Here is a 19,142-nt window from a genome sequence, read left to right as displayed (position 1 = left end):
CACGACGATATTTGAATTTCTGATCATGGCCGTTGCCGCAGCGATTGCACCGCAAGGAACGACGTTTACTTGCACGCCGACCCGGGTCTGGGACGGTGATGGGCCGGTCTGGTGCGCCGAAGGTCCGCGTATCCGCCTGTCCGGCATCGCTGCGCGTGAAAGCGACGGTAGCTGCAGATCCAATCAGCCATGCCCGCGTGCCTCAGCGGAAGAAGCTCGAGATGCGCTGGTCAGGCTGATCGGCCGCCCGGTTGGCGTGTCGCGTGAAGGGCATATTCTGGTAAGCGGTCCGGCAATGGAGTGCCGCTCTGAAGGCGGGGCCGGTGGGGCACGAACTGCGGCTTGGTGCGTGTCGCCGAAATCTGGCGATATCTCTTGCGCGATGGTCAGGGGTGGCTGGGCTCTGAGATGGGATCGGTACTGGCGGGATCATCGCTGCTGACGATCCCAGCTATTTCATTGAAGGTCCGGCCATCGCCTTCGAGGGTAGCAGTCTTGCCGGTAAAATCCTGCCAGCGCTTCACGGCGACATCGATGTAAGCGGGGTTAAGCTCGATGGCATGCACTGCGCGGCCGGTCATCTCGCCGGCGATGATAGTGGTGCCCGAACCAGAGAAAGGCTCATAGACCGCTTGGCCTGGGCTGGAGTTGTTCTCGATCGGGCGCTTCATGCACTCGACCGGCTTTTGCGTTCCGTGACCCGTCTCGTTCTTCTTGGGCTTGGCGATATGCCAGACGGTCGTCTGCTTGCGGTCGCCGGCCCAGTGACCTTTTGCGCCCTTTTTCACAGCATACCAGCACGGCTCATGCTCCCAGTGATAATCGCCGCGCGAGAGGACGAGCTGGCCCTTGTCCCAGATGATCTGGGAGCGAAGCATAAGATCGCAGGCAGCTAGGCTGTCGCCGACCACGCCCGCATAAAGCCCAGCGTGCCAGACATAGGCGACATCGCCCGGGAACAATGCCCAGGCTTCGCGCCAGTCGGCCTTATCGTCGTTCAACACCTTGCCTTTGGCGGTGCCAGAAGCGGCAACGCCGGCCTTCTCACGCCAACCCGGGTCATATTCGACGCCATAGGGCGGATCGGTCACCATCAGATGGGGAGAGACGCCGTTCAGTGCCTTGGCGACCGTATCGGCATCGGTGCTGTCGCCGCAGACCAGCCGGTGCTTTCCCAGCAACCAGACATCGCCGGGTTTGGCGACGGGATCGATCGGAGCCTCGGGGATCTCGTCCGGGTCGGTGTTGCCCTCGGTCTTCTCGGCCAACAGCTTTGACAGCTCGTCGTCCGAGAACCCGGTCAGCATCAGGTCGAAGTCGAAGCCCTGCAGATCGCCGAGTTCGACGGCCAGCAGTTCGAGGTCCCAACCAGCGTTCAGCGCCAGCTTGTTATCCGCGATGACGTAGGCCTTCTTCTGGGCTTCACTCCAGCCCTTGGCGACCATGGTCGGGATCTGGGTCAAGCCCAGCTTTCGCGCAGCAAGCAGACGGCCATGACCAGCGATCAGGCCGCCATTTTCATCGACGAGGATCGGATTGGTCCAGCCCCATTCGCGGATTGATGCCGCGATCTGGGCGACCTGCTCATCCGAGTGCGTGCGGGAGTTGCGCGCGTAGGGCGTAATCTTCTCTATCGGCCAGAGCTCGCTGCTCTGGGCCGGCCAGTTCTGATCCATAGATGTCCTAGAAACGGGTTCGGCCGCAGGAGCCCGGAAGGCTTGCGGCACTTGTTTGCAATGTTGAAAAATCGCTATGGGCGTTGGTGGTGGGGCCTGTAGCTCAGTTGGTTAGAGCTGGCCGCTCATAACGGCTAGGTCGCGGGTTCGAGTCCTGCCGGGCCCACCAATCAAATCAGATCGAGTTCGTTCAGCACCTTGGCCGTGTCGAGCAACTGATCGGTCCGCACTATGATCTCGATGGCCATGCTATCGGCGGAGGCACTTGCATAGACGCCGCCCTCGTAGAGTTCCTCCTCGATCGTCTCGAGCACCGTGACGATCCGGCTACGGTCGAAATTCTCGGGCAGAGTGCGGATCGCAAGGCGAATGGTGCTGGTGATGCCCGCGCTCATTCCGCTTCTGCCATGATTTCGTAAAGGCCGACAAAGCCAGTCAGGTAGGGTAGCCCCTTAGGGATACTGGTTTCGCGCGATGTTGCGCGGTCGATCTTCCATCCCATCCAGCGGGTGATGGCTGCGTCGATCGCTGCACCAATAGTAAGCCCGGCGTGAATCCCATTGTGCACGTCGTCTGCGAAGTGCCGGCCGTGGCGGCTATCGAGAAAATCCCGAACGCCCTCGGCGCTTCCACCGGTGGCCTTGGCAACTGCCGGGAATACTATCCCCCAAGCTTCCTGAGCGTCCGTAAAGCCAGCTGCAGTTCCGAAGAAACCCCAGGCTTCGTTCGCAGTCGGAAGGGTCGGCTTGGTCATCTGCATCGCTCCGTCTTTGTGAAGCGACTACCGCTCTGTTCGGAGACGATAGCAACTCAAATAGACGGAATTCTGAGACTTTCGGGTTTCTGACCCCCGGTCGCTGACTCGCGGTTGCGAAAAGTTTGGGCCAAGCGCGGTGTCCCCCGCCGAGGGGCCAGACTTTGGGATCCCGCCCCCCTCTATTTGCAATCAGCCGAATGTGTCTAAATGGGCCGAGAGGTGGATGATGGCAGACATTCAGAAGGAACTGGCCCTTCGGCTGGCCTGGTACATTGATCGTTACGGCGAGATCCCGCAGAACGATCAGGCTATGCTTTGGGGCGTCGCAACCGGCAGGCTCCAAAATGAAACTGCAACGCGCCTTGCGGATCTCACCGATGAGATCCTGGAGTACTTTAGAACTATCACTTAGCCGGATAACGGCCATCCATCGGGGCCCACGGCGACCGTCCTGCGTTTGCCGAATTGTTCGGCAGTCCGCCTGGCATGGCACTCGGCGCAGAGGCAGCGAATGTTGCTGTCCTCATCCGATCCACCATGGGCCAGCGGCACAATATGGTCAGGTACCGTCGCCTCGCGGACAATCCCGGCGGCGGCGCAGTCGCGGCATAGAGGTTCTGCCTTGAGGCGCCGAATGCGCTGGGCGACCCCGCGTCTTCCACGAAGTCTATGCTTTTGATCGCATTCCGCGAGATGGTTAGATATAATCAATCCAAAGTCTAATCCGGGATCGAAGTGGGATTCGTATGCCACCAAAGAACGTAAGGGTGACTGCAGAAATTTGGGGTGCCGGTCCTGGGATGGGCGGCACTTCCTATGTCGAATTCAAACTGAATGACGAAGTTTACGACGTGTTCGCAGGTGGAACATCACTCGATGGTCGAGAAAAGCTAGGAGAGGTGAAGCTTTCGGATGGCTGGCGAGGCCGCGTTTCCTTCATTGTTGAGAAATCCCCGCCGTATCATGAGGAAAAATCCCCCGATGATATCGACGTTCGTGGCGCGAAAATCCCAGAAGCTCAGCTTCTTGCCGCTGCCTGGTCAGGCGAAGCGGGATGTCAATTCGTCGGTCTAGTGCTGGAGTTAGACGATGTCGAAATCGAAAATATGATCGAACAGACGCAAGATGATTTGGCAGGCGCCATAGATACGGTCGCGTATGCTCGCTTTGAGCTAGGCTGTGACGACGCAGATGTTTTTCGTGAAATACGTAATATGGTTGAACTCAACAGCGTGGATTGGGACATGTTGAGATCCAGTTTGGATGCCAAGGCTGCTGCGGATAGTGCCAAGCTTCAGCTTGAGAGGGAGACGGAACGGCGCACCAGGGAGGGCGCCATAAGCCCGCACAAAAGTGAAATTGAGATTATTATAAAAGCTTGGGCTTCTAATGAGGAGCAAAATGGTCGTGCAGCAGGCCCTGGCCTAGTTGCCGCTTTGAAGTACGCCCTGGAAAATTACGTCGTTCGAGAGGGGCAAATGCCAACTGGGCTTTTTGAATTCAACTTTTCGTATAAAACTTCGACATTTGGCAGACCCAAGACGCGAGTTATCGAGGTGGATCTAGATATGGTCAAGCCTAACTGAGTACGGATGTTTTCTTAAAATCCTATGCTTATGAGCCTGACCCTCAGCAATGAATGAGTCAGCCTGAAACGAACAACGCCCGAAAGCCTGTGGGCTCCGGGCGCAGTTCTGAGCTTTGAATTTCGGAACAGATACGCTCCCAACAATGCTTCGTCAACAACAAAATTACATTTTATCGATGAATCACAGTTTGTTATTTCAAATGCTAGGCGGACGAGACTAAGCCGCAACCGCTACTAATGCGGAAGAGCCGGCACAGTGCATCAAGCCCATGCCCGAGGTTTCTGAGGTCCGCTGGCGACCAGAATGCGGCGTCGGCATCTTGGCAAACCAATGCATGGACAAGGAGGCTCGGCTTGCGGCCAACCATTCCCGGGGCATCACTGTCAGCAGTTCGAAGCATCAGAATTGCACTGGCCGCCTGCTTGCGAACGCGCTCGACCAACTCAGGATCTGGCTCTGGAGCACTGCCACCGAAGATCCCCTCGTTGATCAGCAACGCGGTGACGGAGCGCGGCTGGTCCATGGGCAAACCCATGACAGCCCGGTGGCGAGCCATTATCTCCCCGTAAAGCTGTCCGGCTGCATATTGGTCGGCGCTCAAGTGTCCGGCAAATGCCAGTCGACCCATGGCGGTGCCGAGCCGTTCGTCCTTTGCCTGGCGCGCCGTTACGCCGTAATGGCGCTGCCTGGCCTCAAGCACGGTCGACATCGCTTCGCGCTGGGTTTCTTCCCTTGGCCGCTTACCGCAGGGTAAGCGTTTGCCTGGCTTACGTTTACGGCCGCGCGCCATTCGCACCTCCGTACAGTCGTTCGCCGATTGCGCGGATTGCCTCTCGCTCAAGGGCTGTGAGCCGTTGGTCGCTGACCGAGACAGCAAGGATACCATTGCGCCACCCATCGCGGCGGAGCTGTTCACCGTCTCGCTGCCGAGCGCTGTCATAGATCCGGGAGGTCATGCCCATCAGCGCACCTCCCTGAGTAGAGCGGCATAACCGATCACATCCACGACGCTGTCGACATGGCCTGGATCGTAAGCCAGCCGGGCAAGCTTCAGATCGATCATGCATAGTGCGACTTGCGCAGGCGTGATGGGTGTGCCCAACGTGATCGACCAGCGCTTGGCGATTTCACCGAACTGCTCGGCGGGATCTCCGTAATCGTCCCGCCGCTCTTCGAGCACCTTGGCGGTGTGGCCGAGAATGGACCAACTGGTCATCGGACACCTCCACGGGTCTCAACGGCCCAGAGGAGTATGGCGATCGCGTCGGCCTCGTTGTCATCGGCTGGGGCAAACCCGCGTTGCCGCACGGCATCGATAACAGCAGCCTTGTCGGCATTGCCCTTGCCGGTTGCAAAGCGCTTGATGGTCCCGACAGGCACGCCTTGATAAGCGACTAGGCGTTCTTCGCACCATGCGGTCAAAATGCCGAGCAGCCCGCCGTAGACGTGGGCGGCGTCAGTGCCGGCATGGCGACGGACCTCCTCAAAGTAGATCGCCTCGATCGGACCTGCGTCTTCATCCAGCTGATCTAGATATCGCTTGAAACGCAGGAAGCGAATGCCGCCGCCATCATAGCGGGAGTGTTTCAGCGATACCGTGCCGCTGGTGATGAAGTCATCACCCGTCTTGAGGGCCCAGCCTGAGGTCGTGCCAAGGTCAAGGGCGAGGACAGCACCGGGGCCCAAGCCGGCAGCAGATGTGGTGGGACGGCCTATATCCGAACATTCGGATGCGCCTGAGGCTATCTGGTTCAAAGCAATCCTCCAAACGAAGGATCGCCGCGTCGAGAGCCGATATAGCTCGCGGTCTAGGGGCGGAGAAGCAAAAGAAAAGGCTCAGTGATAAATCTGAAACTCAAATTTTGCTCAGGGCCGGAAAATGGCTGAATGTCATAGAGTTGGTCTGATATCTCAATATCTCAATATCTCAATATATATATTAAATACCTAAGCCATCCATCTCCTCCTCCCCCTTTATCGCGCGCGCGAGAGAAATGGAGTTTTTGAGGAAATGCAAAAAACCCCAGTTTCCTGGGGCTCCGGGCCATTGAGAAATTTCATTGAGGCTTTTTTGTCGCTGAGAATTAGCTGTTGGAGACCGAGCTTTGCAGTGGTCAGAGGACTGCTTCCAGTCCCTTGCGCTCGATCAGATGCAGCAGCTTCAGCGAGGAGCCGCTGGGATGCTTTGCTCCCGCCTCCCACTGGCGCACCGTCGATGGACTAATGTTCAGAAGCGAGGCGAGGACCGTCTGGCTGATGGACTGTCGAGCTCGGAGCGACTTGATCTTTTCCGCATCAAAGTCAGGCACTGGCTCAAGGCACAGAGTGTCAAACTTGCGCATTTGACGTTGGTCGATGAAGCCGAGCTTTTCAAAGCCTGCAGCCGTCTCATGGAGCGCCGCAAGCAGATCGCTCATCGACTTAGCTTTCGTCGCCAAATCAATGACTTCGAGATCTTGCCGCTTGAAAGGACTGTACCACTAAGTGGTATAGTCTGAAAGCCCCACAATGATTGGGCCATGGGCGGGTGTGTGTTGTCACAAAGCCTTCCTGCCCACGCACCAACCTCTCAGGCAATGTCAAAATAGATGCGCTTCGCCCGCCCGCGGGCACCTTTGGCGCGCGGTATCTCCATGATCCGGATCATCCCAGCTTCCTCAAGGTGGGCGACGACCTCAGTTCGACGCCGCCGATCAACCGTTTGCGTTTGCCGCGACAGTTCGTTCCCGTCGATACCGGCACTCCCGGCATCCGCGATGACCTTGTGGACCTTTTTGACGCAGGCCTCGTACTCATTGTCGGCAACACGTTCTTTCACTGCCTGCATCAGCGTCTGAACGCTTCGGCGCGCAATACCCATGCCCCAGTCAAGGTCGGCGGTCGTAATTGCCGGATTTCCGGGATTATCAGTGATAGCCTTGATCAAAGCGAGCTTGGCCGCATTCTCAGCCAGTCGGGCGATGATGCCCGTCAGATGGGTCCCTTGGTGCCGGCGGAGCATATCGATTTGCTCCTCGCGCATTGCCCGTGCACGCAGCTCTGCCTGGGGCGTCGCATAAGACACCGTCCACGGCTTGGGGATAGCGGCTGCGGCATTCCCGAGCGGGAAGGGTGTGGATCCATCAGCACCTTTGGCCACGGCTTCCACAATGGCGACCAGATCAGCAGGTGGATCGTTGGGAACTAAATGATGCTGGGGATCGGGATAGTGGTTTTCGCTCTCGAAGATCAGCATGCGCGCAAGGCTGCCGTCGATGACGTTGTCGCTTGAGAGCGAGCCCCAGAATACTCCAGGCGTTGTGACGCCAAAAAGGCAAAGGCACGGCTGCTCGATAACCTCGCGGGGCTTTTCCTTCGTGTTGGCATAGGCGATGCCGAGGAATGTGCTGTCAGCCAGAGAATAGAACTCGGTGAGGTTATCGATAATTTCGGTCAGGTGCCGGGGAGCGCGCTTGCGATCCGCCGCCGATGAAATCAGGAACCCGACTTCGTCCAAGGGGAAATAGATCGACGGGTTTGCTGTGATAGCAGTGAGGAGACCTGCGCCCGACGCGATCTTAGATGAGCCAATGTGGTCAGCCAGGCCCGCGGCAATCATCAGTCGTGTCGATGCTCTCAGCGGATGATCCTTACCGCCCCCAGAATCAGCCACACCTATGGCATATATGTTTGTTCGCAGGTTCGTTGGCCCCGCATATCGCCGGCCAGCGGCAGCGCCGAACATCGCAAGACCAGCGCCGAGCGTAAGCCATGGTTGTGGAGACGGAGCGGAGGCACAAGTGTGCTCCACGAACTGAGCCAGAGCTCCGTCGCCTAGATCGCGAAGCCATCCAGGGGTGCCGAACCTGGGTGCAGGCTCAATAGCGACGTCACCATCTTCGATCTGCAAAGTCGCCGGAACCATGACCCTCCGGACCTTGGCCTTTTCGTTGGCAACGAACAGATCAAACTCCACATCCGCCATGATCGGCGCATGGAGCGTGGCTCCTTCAGGCGGGCTGTCTCGGCGAACCAGCTGGATAGCACGAGCCACTGCTCGACGTGGGTCACGTTGATCCAGAAAATGCCCCGAGATAGCGTTGGTGGGGTTGAGTAGGACGCCCATGATCTGGATGTCAGTGAGGCCCTCGTTCGCCATAAGGCGGGCAGCAGCGAGCCCATCACCTGAGCGGTCCAGTCCGGGCGGTGTTTCAATGGCGATCCGCAGTGGATCAAGGCTACCAAGCCCCAAATCATTTGGTTCCAGCAGCACCACCTCGGCCGGCAGCGTTAGAGTGTTCACGCTAATGGCAGCCCCGGCAGTCTTTGCCTGAGGGAAGCTCGCCGCCAGGTCCTCTGGGGCGTAGGTCAGCCCATCATCTGTGGAGGCCCAGCGCGCCAAGCACGCCTTGCGTCCGCGTGCGGCCTTTCGGCTATCGGGATAGTTCACCGATCCTGGCACCCGCATCAGCCGGTCGATGTTCTGGCAGGCATCCGCTTCGAACCAGTCGCGTACCTGAAAGTTGATAGCCTCAATACTATCGAGGTTGGCGCAAGGGCCCTCAAGCCGCCAGAAGGCCTGCAGGCCGCCGCCTGAATCGATGATAAAGCTCGGCGGGCAGCCGATACCCTGCAGAGCGGCTGTGATTTCCCCTTTGTCGAAGGCGCCGCCAGATTTGGGCGGATCGATATCAACGTGCACGAAACGAGCAGCACGAATATCGCGCTTACCAGGCTTTTTGTTGAGACCGGGCGCCACAATGTTGACGGTCCAGTAGACGTTGAACCCGTTGGCATTGGCTTTGACAGCTTCAGCCAGGGCGGTCTCGATATCAGTCCCAAAATCCTTACCGTGGACGCCAGGTCCACTGGGGTTGATCATCACGAGATGGATCTGGTCCAGGTTCGCAAACAACGGCCGGGCAAGTTCGGGATCAAATTGGAGCGTGCGCATCAGAACGGCACCTCGTTTTCCCAGATCTTGCTGACCTCGGCGCAGACCGAGACATAGGCATGGGTGAGGAAGGCGAGCCACTCCTCGGACGTGAGTACCGCCAGGTCGCTTTTGCCGAGGTCTTCAAGGAAGGCTCCGATGGCGGGGCTGGCCGCTGCGATCGCGCGTTGTTCATCAATATTGGCTTTCATCTGGCCTTTCCTTCGGGTGGCAATGTCGAGACATTTCATGGAGCAGGCCTGGATTGGGGGCGGCCTGTCGAACGGGGTTCGGGAGAAGTCGTGCCAGGCGAAACCGCGAGCCGCCCGGCCGCAAAAGCAGAGCCTCATGCCGCGAGCATCCGAGCATCAAACCGGTGACCGGAAATCTCGGTGTACTTGCCCTTTGTCCTGATACGGATGTGGGAGGGCTCGTTCAGCTCCTGCAGCCTCTCAAGGGCTGCATCAATGCTGCTCGGGACTGGTGCAGAGGCACGGCGGAGCCACCAACTCTCGGCTTTTGCCCGCGCGTATCCGGTATGCTCCAGGCAGATCCATTCACGGTAGCTGTTGAGCCCGGTGCGATAGTCTACCCGCAAAGATGGCGGCGATCCCGGCTTTTCGTGCCTGCGGTAGGTCACGCCTTTCACCTCGAGCCAATCAGGCTCGGTTGAGAGGATCGCGCGCACAGCCGGAAGCGTCGTCACCCGCCTTTCAGGGGGAGGAAACTCGAACCCGCAAGCCGGGCAGTACCGGGTCATGGTTCCACAAGCACAGCCGCACTCTGAGCACTCCTTGTAGGGTGCATCACCTTCACCCTTTTTCTTCTTCTCCGGGATGGACGGGTCATCGAAGGGACCGTGCCGCGCGATGTTCCCGCCAAAGTCGAGTATCAAGCAGTTGGTCTTGCCGGTCTCAGGCGACAGTCGGGTGCCCCGGCCAACCATCTGGATGTAGAGGCCCGTCGACTTGGTCGGGCGCGCCAAGGCAACAAGATCGACATGCCGGGCGTTGAACCCGGTGGTGAGCACGCCTTGGCTGACCAGGAACCGCAAGCGCTGCGCCTTGAAATCAGCAATGATCCGATCGCGCTCGGTTTTTTTGGTGTCCCCAAAGACCCCAGTCCCGGAGAACCCGCGAGCATTGAGCGCCTCGGCCAGCGCCTCGCAATGCTTGACCGTGCAGCCGAATACCAGCCAGCCTTGTCGGTCGCGGCCCGCTTCAACAATCCGGTCCGCAATCGCAGCGACCACATGGGCGTCCAGCGCTGAAGCTTCGAGCTGTGCTGCGATGAATTCACCGCCACGGGTGCCAACCCCGCTGGTGTCGATCTGCGTTGCCTGGCGATAGCTCACTGGCGGCGACAGCCACCCGTTGTCGAATAGCTCGCGCACGTTGGTTTCATGGGCGATGCCATCGAACAGCGCGCCTTCGCCCTGATCGAGCCTGCCGCTATCTAGACGGAAGGGGGTGGCGGTCAGGCCTACGATTTTAAGGGCGGGGTTGATGGTACGCAGGTCCGCCAGGAACTTGCCATACATCGTATCGGCATTGCGCGGGATCATATGGGCTTCGTCGATGAGCACCATGTCGACCCGGCGCGGCAGATTGTAGGCTTTCTTGTGGATCGACTGGATGGAGGCGAACAATAGCTGAGCGCCAATGTCCCGCCGCCCAAGCCCTGCTGAATAGATACCCCAAGGCGCCTCGGGCCAAAGCCCGGCCAGCTCCGCTGCGTTCTGCTCGACGAGCTCACGCACATGGGTGAGCACCAGAATGCAGGCGCCAGGGTCGGTGTCGAAGACCAGCTTTGCCCACTCGGCGATGACAAGGCTTTTGCCGGCACCGGTCGGGAGCACTACAAGGCAATCGCGTTTGCCGGCTGAAAACCAGTTCCACAGATTGGTGAGTGCTTCTTCCTGATAGGGGCGCAAGGTCAGGGGCGCGCTCATGCCACGACCTCTGACTTCTGAAGCCAACCGCCATGGGCATCGCAGCTGATACAGCGCAAACCGGCAGCATGCGGTCCGGTGCCTTCAGTCACTTTCCAACTGAGCGAGCCACAAGACCGGCAAGCTTGCCGCTTGATCACATCGCCAATGCTGTGGATGCGGGGACCACCATCTACCCAGCGGGAGCCATCACGCAGGCGGTAGACGATTTGTCCATGGCAGACGTCGATCTGCTCCCCGGCCACGAGGTCTGGCAAAAATCTATGCTCAGGGCAGCCTGCCTCCTGATCAATACGCGAAAGTTCGTGACCGAACCGCGTGCAGCGCCAGGAACCTTCCTTGCTGACCTCTACGGCCAGGCATGTGCGGCAATTGCGTTCTGCTCGTGCGCCCTCGTGGCACTGGTCAGTGAAGTCGCAGAAGCGGCATGCGAAACTATCAGGACATCCAATTCGCTGCGGGGCTGCATCGGCAAAGATAATCCGCTCCGCCTTGGCCTTCAGCGCTGCGGCATGGACGGGATCGGCATTGGTGCGCACTGCAGTCCAGCGCCGTGCGCCAGGCGAGACGCAAACGAGGTAATGCCGGTCGAGCCGGGCATAATCCATGTAGAGGACTGCTTGCGCGTAATAGGTGGGGTTCCACTCCGCGAGCGCAGATTTCTCGCCTACTTTGCGCCGCGCCTTGTCGAGGTCCTGCCACTTTTCCGAGGCCTTGATCTCGAGGACGTGCCAGGCCTTCGGCGCCTGAACGAGGCCAAGACAAACGCCGTCCATGTGACCCGCAAAGTGCCCGCCAAAGTCTCGGAAGCCAAATTGGTCGCCGCTGGCGTCGGTGTCATGGACCTCGAGACCGGGCGTGGCCTTGAGGCGGCTTACAGCCACTGTCTCGCTGGCATGACCGTCAGCAAATCGCTTCAGGGTGACGGCGTCGAACCGCACGGTCGCCACCCAGCGGAACTGATACCAGAGCGCCCGCTCGCAGGCGTTGCCGATCGCGGACATGCCAAGGTAGGCACGGCGGGTTAGAGGTTGCCCGTCCGCCAGCGCCTTGTCGGCTTGCGCTAGCGTCGGGCATGCAAAGTCCTGTAGGGCAGCCATCGCCTGCTCCTTTGATTGTCAGTCAGGGGGAAAGGCGGCAGGGCGGCGGGCTCAATCGACCGCCCTGCCTCTCAAGCGCTGGTCAGGCGCTGCGCTTCCATGGCGCGCTCGCCATCTGCCCAGTACCGGTCTGTGCTGGCCGGAAAGCAGATCCCGTGTTCACCGGTGCCGGTGCATCGCGCAGAACCTTATAGGTCTTGATCTCGTTGGAAGCCGCATAGGTCTTCCCATCGCGCCCCGTGCTCGGCGCCTTGACGGTAACCACCGCAGTCATCGGCTGCATGTGCAGTTCCTCGCTGTCCTGGACGGACAGCCGGCCAATGGCGTGGCAGATCGCAGACAAAGTGCGCTGTGCGATCTCGACTGCCTGGCGGTTGGGATTGTCGAGGTTCAGGCGGTCGTAAAGCCGGCGCCCCGCATGCTCGCCATCAAGGATCTCAAGCTCAAGCTTGAGCATGTGCCCGTTGCGGTTCGAGGTCTCGGCCATCTGCGAAGAGACGATCTGGACGGTGTAGTCCCCGGGCGGGATTGGCGAGTAGTCGCCTTGGGGTTCGACTTGTGTGGCGTCGAACATGCCTCCGAGTTGTGCCATTGCGGCAATCCTTTCTGTCAGTCAGGGGGTGGTCAGGCTGCTTCGCTGGTGCGGGCAGCCTCGCTCGACGCGGCCATGGCGGAGGCCAGCGCCTCCCAGGACAGCGGGAGTTCTGCGGGGAGATTGTGCCGGTTCTTCGCGAGGAAGGCTGGCCGCTCTTCGGTGTAAAGCGCACGGGTTCCGGCCCCGACACCGCGCACGACCTTCTTCATCCCAACATCCGTTCTGGTGACGCTGGTCTTGAAGTTGGCGAACAACACCATGTCGGCGTGTTCCTGGACGAGCGCGGAGGCCAACTTGTGCAGCTTGATCTGGTAGCGGTCGAATGGCTCCGTTTCAGGGCTATCGAAGCGCTTCACTTCAGCGTGGGCGGTCTGGATGACCGCCATGCCCTTGTCGTTCCGCAGCGCATTGATGGCGTCGAGATATTCGCGCCAGACATCAAGCGTGGCGACAAATCCGCGGCCGTAGCCTGCGTCTTCGATCGAGGCCCAAGGCTTGCTCGGATTAGCTGCGTTGTTGCGGCGGATAGTTTCTGCCCAGACCAACGGTTCGAGCCAATCCAGACTGTCGACTACCAGCGTCTCGAAGTCGTGCTTCTCTGCGTAAAGCGCAGCCATCGCATCCATGACATCCTGGAAGCCTTCAGCCTTCGGGAAGGCATCAATTGGCTGACCGGTGGGATGCCCATCTTCAATGTTGATGAGGACCGGTCGCGGCGCACTGCCGGCGAAGCTGTTCTTGCCGATGCCATGCGGTCCGTAGATCACAATCCGCGGGGGCTTCGGGACTGACAGGCGGTTGAGCGAAGAAAGGGAGATAGCCATCACGCTGCCTCCTTCTGAGCAAGCGCGACTTCGAACTTCTTCTTGCCAGGCTTTACCGTACGCGCAGGTGTGAACAGATCACGGATAGCCGGCGGCCAAGCCTTATAGCTGGTTTCCGAAACCGACAGCTTGGTGTCGACATAGTCAGCCGGGTTTTCGCCCCAGTCACGGATCGTCTCGATGGCTGCGGCAAGCTTGGCTTGATCCCAAGCGACGTTCTTGGGGACCTCAATGCGGATTTCATAATCGCCATCAATGCGGCGATGTGTGCCCGTTGTGTTGAGGCCAGCTGCATAGCGCCGGGAGAACACCCCATGGAGGATGGCAACAATCTGGGATGCTTGGGCCAGATGCGATTGGGCCTGCGTCTGCAAATTGGCGAGGAGGCCAATCGGCAGCGCATCAAGCCTCGCTGGCGGTTCGTGGAGGAGTTCCTCAAGTGTCATTTAATGGGTCCTTCAGTGAGTGGTTCGGCCTTGCGTCGGTTTGTGGTCGGGGCAGTGGTTGACGCGGCGATCGAAGATCCGTGGGCGCCTCGCGGTTGGCCCCCACTGCCCAAGAGGGGTCAGGAACTAGCGGGCGGTCTCATCAGGCCGCTTTCGCCAGTTCGTTGAGGAGGAGCTGGCCCCGCGCGCCGCGGGGGCGCGGCCGGGCAATGACCAGGTAGCTGAACTGCTCGGGTGCGATCCGGCGCTGGACTAAATGGGCAAAGCCCCGCTCAGATGCCCAGCGGGCGCGGCCGGCGAGCCTCTCAAGCACGGAGCGCTCAGGCTCTTTCAGACGTTGCCCGGGGCCTTTCCACGCGTCCTTGGCCAGAAAGCCGCGGTAATACTCAAGCGTGTCGCCAGGCATGGCATCGCCAAGCCACATACACAGGTCGAACTCGGTCATGGCGACCTTGCTCATCCTGCTTGTTGCCTTGTCGGAAGACGTCGGCCTGATGAAAGAAATGGTGGTCATCTTCACCTCTACTGGGGGATCGGGGAAAGTGTCTCAGGCACTCGCCAGACCGCTGGCGGCAAACAGCGCGCGCAGTTCGGTAATTCGGCGGTAAAGGCCGCTGCGGCTGCCTAGGCCCATGCGGACAAGCTCAGTGACCGGATGTTCAGCCAGCCAACCGCACAAGGCGGTTTCGGCATCTGTGAGGCGGGTTCCGCAGCGTGCGAGATCCAGCCGATGTTCAATTGCCCGGCGAGCATCAGCAGGCAGAGCAAAGACCGCGCTCAGGCTCTGGTCTTCGGCGATTTGATCGCGCTGAAGTGGGCAGCCATCGTCATGATCGAGCGAGCAGGGCATCATACGCCGCTCGCGCAGGATCTGCTTGGCAATGCAGCTGGCCTGGTTGGCGACAATGCGACCGGCAAAAGCACCAAGAGTGCCGCGATCCGGATCAAAGCGGTGGAGCCGGGAAAGAAGATCGGCCAGCAGATCCTGGCAGATATCGGCTTCAGCCTCGCGGCATAGGTTCAGGCTCCGGGCCAAGCGGCGGGCGGCGCTTTGGGCTTCACGTTGAAGCGTGTCGAGCGTGTGAGGGGTCATGGGTTCGTCCTGTTTCGTCATCCTGAAACTGGACTAAAGCGAGATATGGTTGGTGGTCGTCACAGAAGTGGTTGGCAGATGCACCAACCTAAGTCTCTCACTGGTGCGTGGGTTTGCGGGCGCTGTGAGGTGTGCACCAACCTTTACCAACCGTCCGCCAACCTAATCCCGACCGATCTCCCACCAGAGACCGTTTCCGCGCGATCGAATCGAGCAAAGCCCAGACACGAAAAAGCCCGCTCAGGGCGGGCTCGTTTTCGGGGTGATAAATGGCAGGCGGTCGATCAGCGCGACATGGCGACGACCAGGCTTGGCTCCATAAAGTACCAGCCAAGCCTTCCTTTTGCCTTCAGGATCACCTTCGTCCAGTCGCGCCGGCTTGAGTAGAGATGGGCAATCTTGTCTGAGCCAGAATGGGCAGCGTCGAGGATCTTGCGGAAGTGTTGTTCGGGATCACCGCTCTTGGCCGCCTCGAACAAGAACAGCATGCCGCGGGCCTGCATTTCCGTGAAATTCCAGATCCGGCCCGCATAGGAAAATCGACGGAAGTCAGGCTTTTCTGGTTCTACCTGGCTGAGGGTTCCCAGAACTGCCTGTTCAAATTCAAGGCGAGCATCCTCGCGCACCACGAGATTAGCGCGCTTGATTGAACGGGCCTCCGCTGGGTTCAACAGGCTAGCATAGTCGCCATTCGGCAAAGAGAACTCGCTGGCCATAACTTCGCCCTCCAGAAACAGGCGATATATATCGAACCGCAGCAAGTCTGCCACGCCATCGAATGTGCCCTGATGATAGGGTACCGGCATCTGGCCCCAGTCCTCAGCCTCGTAAGAGCCAAGCTCCATGGGCTGGGCGTAAATGCGGACGGACAGGGGCAGCTTACCGTTCTCGACCACATAACGCAGATCTGACTCAGAGAGATTCCAGCGGGCAATGAGTTCGTCGAGTTCGTGATAATCCTTCTTGATCCGACCCATTGCCGATTCCCTTTGTTCCGGTAATGTTCTCATATCAGCTTGACAGGACGGCAGCAATCCTGTTCTATCCACACAACCCAAATTTCTGAGGATAGATATGTCGACAACTCTGCAGGAGCGCCTTCGCGCACGCATTCGCCAGCTAGGCATGAACGTCGCCGACGTTGCCTCACTGGCGGGTGTGAACCGGTCGTTCTTGTACGACATCATCCGTGGCCGCTCGCAGACGCCCAATCTGGAGCGGCTCAAGAGTATTGCTGCTGTCGTGAAGGTCGATGTCGAATGGTTGCTCCATGGCCAGGGTGACGTTCAGGGCGAGACGCCGCTGGATGAAGGGGCGGAGTCCGACTTCATCGGGATTGCTTACGTTAATGCCCGTCCCTCCATGGGCGGCGGATCGATTCTTGAGGAGGAAGGGAAGCCTGGTCGCGATTTCCATTTCCGCCGCGCCTGGATCAAAGATCGCCTTAAGGCCGCGCCATCAATGCTGCGGGTCATGCAGGTGGAAGGGGACAGCATGCTGCCCACTCTTGTCGACGGTGATACCGTACTGGTCGACATGTCGCAGAAGATACCCCAACCGCCTGGCATTTTCGTTCTACATGATGGCCTTGGGCTGGTTGCCAAGCGGCTCGAGCATGTGCCGATGAGCGACCCGCCGCGCGTGCAGATCATTTCTGACAACACCCGCTACCCACCCTACGATTGCCTGGCTGACGAGGTGAACATTGTCGGGCGCATACGTTGGTATGGCCGGGAGATGTTTTAATCGATGGAGGGGCAATGAGTGACGGATACAACTTAACGCAGCTCAAGGCTGGAATCTTACCCCTGAGCAGGGCGCAGGAGTGGGAAGTCGCGCGTAAAGAATGGAAGCTTGTCGGTATCAGCCAAGCCGACGAGCCTGAAACCTGCCTCTGCGGGCACTTTCCTATTATCGACCTTTGCACCATCACGAATGCGATAACGGGGAATACGGTCGACGTAGGCAATGTCTGTGTGAAAAAGTTTCTCGGCTTCCGTTCGGATTTGATCTTCGCATCTATCAAGCGGATCAAGCGCAATCCGAACAAAAGCATCGGGCCCGATGCAGCAGTATTCTTTCACCGGCAGGGCATTATCAATGAGTGGGAATATCGCTTTCAGCAGGACACGGGCCGCAAACGAGACCTCACCGCCAAGCAGCTCGCAACGCGGCATTCTATCAATCGCAAGGTATTGGCATCGATTGCGCGTCGTGGGATTGCCTGAAATATGCTTTGGGATGAGGCTGCACCCTCTATCGCCCACCAAGCATCGCAGGGCCGTCACTCTGAATGCCCCTGGTGGTTCCTGCGAGGGCACCTGAACGGCGCAAAAAATATTTCATGGAGCCGCAGCTGGAAAACAATGCGCCACGCCGTGGCGTGCCTCCGCGGGCGAAAAACGGGGCGCCGAACGAGATGGTCACCGGCGCCCGATTTGACAAGTCAGCCGCTTTTGGGAAATTAAGCCTCAGCTGGCGATCGTTGGCGCTGACCTTGCGTATATGCGTTCATTAAAAATGACGGATTCGCGCGAGTTCGGAGAGGTCCAATCAGGTGGAGAACGCTCATGGCCGATAGAGACCCTCAAGACACTGAGATTCTAGCCGTCATTGACGAGTCGGCAAATGGCGTTGATCCGCAAGTGCTGATTGACGCGCTCAAGCGAGACTACGACATGGCCAGCGTCATTGAGGCGCTTCAGCGCGCAATCGAGCGTGGGAAAATCTCGCTCAACAGCGACGGCATGGTAGTGTCCCTCGTGCGCGAGTACGCGCACGCCGCCTGATCCACGAGAGGTGACTTAGTGACTGTTGGGGGGATACCGTCGCTGGATGCGGCACGGGTTAGCCGTTGTTACAGCGATGAGGCAGCCTCAGGTCAGGACCAGCGCGGCGCATTTGAGCGCGATCGAGATCGAATACTTTACTCATCGGCATTTCACCGTCTGGCAGGCATCACTCAAATCGTCCGTGCCGGTGAGCTGGACGTCTTCCACACTAGGCAGCAACACACCTACAAGGTTGCGCAAATTGGCAGACGCCTGGCCGAACATCGCATAAGAGAGCAGCCCATCGAGGCGGCACAGCATGGCCTTCACCCTGAAGTCGTGGAGGCCGCGTGCCTTGCGCATGACTTGGGGCACCCGCCTTTCGGACACGCGGCAGAGACCGAGTTGGACCGGATTGTACGCGATCCATCAATCGTAGGCGGTTGCAAGGAAGATGCAGCTGATGATGGCTACGAGGGCAATGCGCAGACATTCCGAATTCTGACCAAACTTGCGGTTCGTTACAGCCGGGACAATCCAGGCCTGGATCTCACTCGCGCAACGTTGGCCGCTACCCTGAAATACCCCTGGATTCGTGACCATGGAAAGGACGAGAAGAAATCCAAGTGGTCGGCTTACGCGTCCGAGGAGCGCGATTTCCTATGGGCACGTGAGCACTGCAAGGGCGAATATAAGACGGCCGAAGCCGAACTCATGGATTGGGCCGACGACATCGCCTACTCGGTCCACGATCTAGAGGATTTCCACCGCGTTGGGATGATCCCGTGGAGCGAGATCGTCTCCGACGAGGCTCTAGATGGCATTGTCCAAGGCGCTTTGAACTCCTGGAAAAAAGACCCCCGCTATCCTGCAGATGCGCCCCGCCGCCTTTCAGAGGCACTGGGTCGCGTTAAACGAAAGGTGACCATCTTCCCTAGTGTCACCAAAGAGGCCTATGACGGTTCGCGCGAACAACGTAGGCAGCTTCGCAATTTCACGTCCCAATTGATCGGCAACTACGTCCGCGCGATCACATTGACTAAAGACGTCGATGGGCCAGCAGTTTCAATTCAACCAGATGCTGCAGACGAGGTCAGGCTCCTTAAGCACTTCGCGCGACATTATGTCATTGGGCTCCCCGCTCTCCACGCGCAGCAATACGGTCAGAAAAAGATCGTGCGCGACCTATTCCAAATCTTTCTGGCCGAGGGGAAGCAGGGTAACTTTAAGCTGTTCCCTGCACGCCTAAGATACATCTGGGAAGACAACCACGCAGATAAGAAAGCTCGGCTAGCCGCAGATTGCGTGGCCTCACTTACGGAAAATGAAGCATACCAACTTCACAGCCGCCTGACTGGCAGCGAGAGTGGCTTAATCCTGGATCCCATCGTCCGCTGATCGTACACGGGTAACCCTGGTGATGTGGAA

25 protein-coding genes and 1 tRNA gene are annotated in these 19,142 nt (G+C 59.0%); 8 read left to right on the top strand and 18 right to left on the bottom strand.

Translation table 11 applies throughout. The annotated features are described in order from the left end of the window. Positions 1-25: 25 nt before the first annotated feature. Complete coding sequence (locus tag BG023_RS15050) at positions 26-442, top strand: thermonuclease family protein (protein WP_083234549.1); 417 nt, start codon at positions 26-28, stop codon at positions 440-442. Here the strand turns inward: BG023_RS15050 and BG023_RS05060 are convergent. Continuing rightward, a complete protein-coding gene (locus BG023_RS05060; RefSeq protein WP_069309487.1) occupies positions 387-1,676 on the bottom strand; it encodes a site-specific DNA-methyltransferase in 1,290 nt (429 codons plus the stop codon). The two genes, BG023_RS15050 and BG023_RS05060, sit on opposite strands and share 56 nt — an antisense overlap. 92 nt (positions 1,677-1,768) lie before the next feature. Here BG023_RS05060 and BG023_RS05055 point away from each other — a divergent pair. Next, a tRNA-Ile gene (locus BG023_RS05055) sits at positions 1,769-1,845 on the top strand. Between the two features lies 1 nt (position 1,846). Here the strand turns inward: BG023_RS05055 and BG023_RS05050 are convergent. Beyond that, positions 1,847-2,071, bottom strand: a complete 225-nt coding sequence (locus BG023_RS05050) for a hypothetical protein (protein ID WP_069309486.1) — start codon at positions 2,069-2,071, stop codon at positions 1,847-1,849. Further along, positions 2,068-2,430: a hypothetical protein gene (locus BG023_RS05045; RefSeq protein ID WP_069311143.1), complete on the bottom strand. Its 363-nt coding sequence runs from the start codon at positions 2,428-2,430 to the stop codon at positions 2,068-2,070. Before BG023_RS05045 ends, BG023_RS05050 begins: the two co-directional genes overlap by 4 nt. Before the next feature lie 226 nt (positions 2,431-2,656). Here BG023_RS05045 and BG023_RS05040 point away from each other — a divergent pair, with 226 nt between their 5' ends. Next, a complete protein-coding gene (locus tag BG023_RS05040) occupies positions 2,657-2,845 on the top strand; it encodes a hypothetical protein (protein WP_150122790.1) in 189 nt (62 codons plus the stop codon). Here BG023_RS05040 and BG023_RS15110 read toward each other — a convergent pair. Continuing rightward, positions 2,842-3,186 (bottom strand): HNH endonuclease, encoded by a 345-nt coding sequence (locus BG023_RS15110; protein WP_257784911.1) that lies wholly within the window; start codon positions 3,184-3,186, stop codon positions 2,842-2,844. The genes BG023_RS05040 and BG023_RS15110 overlap by 4 nt on opposite strands. A gap of 14 nt (positions 3,187-3,200) precedes the next feature. On the opposite strand from BG023_RS15110, the gene BG023_RS05035 reads away from it, so the two are divergent. Then, positions 3,201-4,019 (top strand): hypothetical protein, encoded by an 819-nt coding sequence (locus tag BG023_RS05035; protein ID WP_150122789.1) that lies wholly within the window; start codon positions 3,201-3,203, stop codon positions 4,017-4,019. Between the two features lie 205 nt (positions 4,020-4,224). Here the strand turns inward: BG023_RS05035 and BG023_RS05030 are convergent, their stop codons facing one another. From BG023_RS05030 to BG023_RS04965, 14 genes are all read right to left on the bottom strand, one after another. Beyond that, on the bottom strand, positions 4,225-4,812 hold the full coding sequence (locus BG023_RS05030) for a hypothetical protein (RefSeq protein ID WP_083234548.1): 588 nt from the start codon (positions 4,810-4,812) through the stop codon (positions 4,225-4,227). Positions 4,813-4,983: 171 nt separating this feature from the next. Further along, complete coding sequence (locus BG023_RS05025) at positions 4,984-5,238, bottom strand: DUF6378 domain-containing protein (RefSeq protein ID WP_069309482.1); 255 nt, start codon at positions 5,236-5,238, stop codon at positions 4,984-4,986. Next, entirely contained in the window at positions 5,235-5,777 is a 543-nt protein-coding gene (locus BG023_RS05020) for a crossover junction endodeoxyribonuclease RuvC (protein ID WP_233993079.1), read from the bottom strand. Before BG023_RS05020 ends, BG023_RS05025 begins: the two co-directional genes overlap by 4 nt. A gap of 359 nt (positions 5,778-6,136) precedes the next feature. Beyond that, entirely contained in the window at positions 6,137-6,439 is a 303-nt protein-coding gene (locus BG023_RS05015) for a helix-turn-helix domain-containing protein (protein ID WP_069309481.1), read from the bottom strand. A 152-nt stretch (positions 6,440-6,591) separates the two neighbouring features. Then, positions 6,592-8,955 (bottom strand): DUF3987 domain-containing protein, encoded by a 2,364-nt coding sequence (locus BG023_RS05010; protein ID WP_069309480.1) that lies wholly within the window; start codon positions 8,953-8,955, stop codon positions 6,592-6,594. Continuing rightward, complete coding sequence (locus BG023_RS05005; protein ID WP_069309479.1) at positions 8,955-9,146, bottom strand: DUF6511 domain-containing protein; 192 nt, start codon at positions 9,144-9,146, stop codon at positions 8,955-8,957. The genes BG023_RS05010 and BG023_RS05005 overlap by 1 nt, the downstream gene beginning before the upstream one ends. Positions 9,147-9,280: 134 nt before the next feature. Continuing rightward, entirely contained in the window at positions 9,281-10,885 is a 1,605-nt protein-coding gene (locus BG023_RS05000) for a DEAD/DEAH box helicase (protein WP_069309478.1), read from the bottom strand. Then, complete coding sequence (locus tag BG023_RS04995; RefSeq protein ID WP_069309477.1) at positions 10,882-11,985, bottom strand: hypothetical protein; 1,104 nt, start codon at positions 11,983-11,985, stop codon at positions 10,882-10,884. Before BG023_RS04995 ends, BG023_RS05000 begins: the two co-directional genes overlap by 4 nt. Before the next feature lie 82 nt (positions 11,986-12,067). Next, positions 12,068-12,559, bottom strand: a complete 492-nt coding sequence (locus BG023_RS04990) for a DUF669 domain-containing protein (RefSeq protein ID WP_190315815.1) — start codon at positions 12,557-12,559, stop codon at positions 12,068-12,070. A gap of 50 nt (positions 12,560-12,609) precedes the next feature. Beyond that, complete coding sequence (locus BG023_RS04985) at positions 12,610-13,404, bottom strand: ATP-binding protein (RefSeq protein ID WP_069309475.1); 795 nt, start codon at positions 13,402-13,404, stop codon at positions 12,610-12,612. Beyond that, complete coding sequence (locus tag BG023_RS04980; protein WP_069309474.1) at positions 13,404-13,850, bottom strand: hypothetical protein; 447 nt, start codon at positions 13,848-13,850, stop codon at positions 13,404-13,406. Before BG023_RS04980 ends, BG023_RS04985 begins: the two co-directional genes overlap by 1 nt. A gap of 142 nt (positions 13,851-13,992) precedes the next feature. Next, a complete protein-coding gene (locus tag BG023_RS04975; protein ID WP_199797160.1) occupies positions 13,993-14,364 on the bottom strand; it encodes a hypothetical protein in 372 nt (123 codons plus the stop codon). Positions 14,365-14,397: 33 nt separating this feature from the next. Then, positions 14,398-14,964 carry a sigma factor gene (locus BG023_RS14415; RefSeq protein WP_083234546.1) on the bottom strand — a complete coding sequence of 189 codons (567 nt, stop codon included), beginning with the start codon at positions 14,962-14,964 and terminating at the stop codon, positions 14,398-14,400. Positions 14,965-15,227: 263 nt separating this feature from the next. Next, on the bottom strand, positions 15,228-15,920 hold the full coding sequence (locus BG023_RS04965; RefSeq protein WP_069309472.1) for a hypothetical protein: 693 nt from the start codon (positions 15,918-15,920) through the stop codon (positions 15,228-15,230). Between the two features lie 97 nt (positions 15,921-16,017). Here BG023_RS04965 and BG023_RS04960 point away from each other — a divergent pair, with 97 nt between their 5' ends. The 4 genes from BG023_RS04960 to BG023_RS04945 all read left to right on the top strand — a co-directional run bounded on the left by BG023_RS04960 (position 16,018) and on the right by BG023_RS04945 (position 19,112). After that, on the top strand, positions 16,018-16,689 hold the full coding sequence (locus BG023_RS04960) for an XRE family transcriptional regulator (RefSeq protein WP_069309471.1): 672 nt from the start codon (positions 16,018-16,020) through the stop codon (positions 16,687-16,689). A 14-nt stretch (positions 16,690-16,703) separates the two neighbouring features. Further along, on the top strand, positions 16,704-17,171 hold the full coding sequence (locus BG023_RS04955) for a hypothetical protein (RefSeq protein WP_069309470.1): 468 nt from the start codon (positions 16,704-16,706) through the stop codon (positions 17,169-17,171). 342 nt (positions 17,172-17,513) lie between these two features. Further along, on the top strand, positions 17,514-17,732 hold the full coding sequence (locus BG023_RS04950; RefSeq protein WP_069309469.1) for a hypothetical protein: 219 nt from the start codon (positions 17,514-17,516) through the stop codon (positions 17,730-17,732). An 18-nt stretch (positions 17,733-17,750) separates the two neighbouring features. Then, the gene (locus BG023_RS04945; RefSeq protein WP_199797158.1) at positions 17,751-19,112 is read left to right on the top strand and encodes a deoxyguanosinetriphosphate triphosphohydrolase family protein; all 1,362 of its coding nucleotides are present in this window, start codon (positions 17,751-17,753) and stop codon (positions 19,110-19,112) included. The last annotated feature ends 30 nt before the right edge of the window (positions 19,113-19,142 follow it).

It is taken from the genome of Porphyrobacter sp. LM 6, assembly GCF_001720465.1.
Lineage (GTDB): Bacteria > Pseudomonadota > Alphaproteobacteria > Sphingomonadales > Sphingomonadaceae > Erythrobacter.
This window is presented reverse-complemented; position numbering and strand designations above follow the sequence as displayed.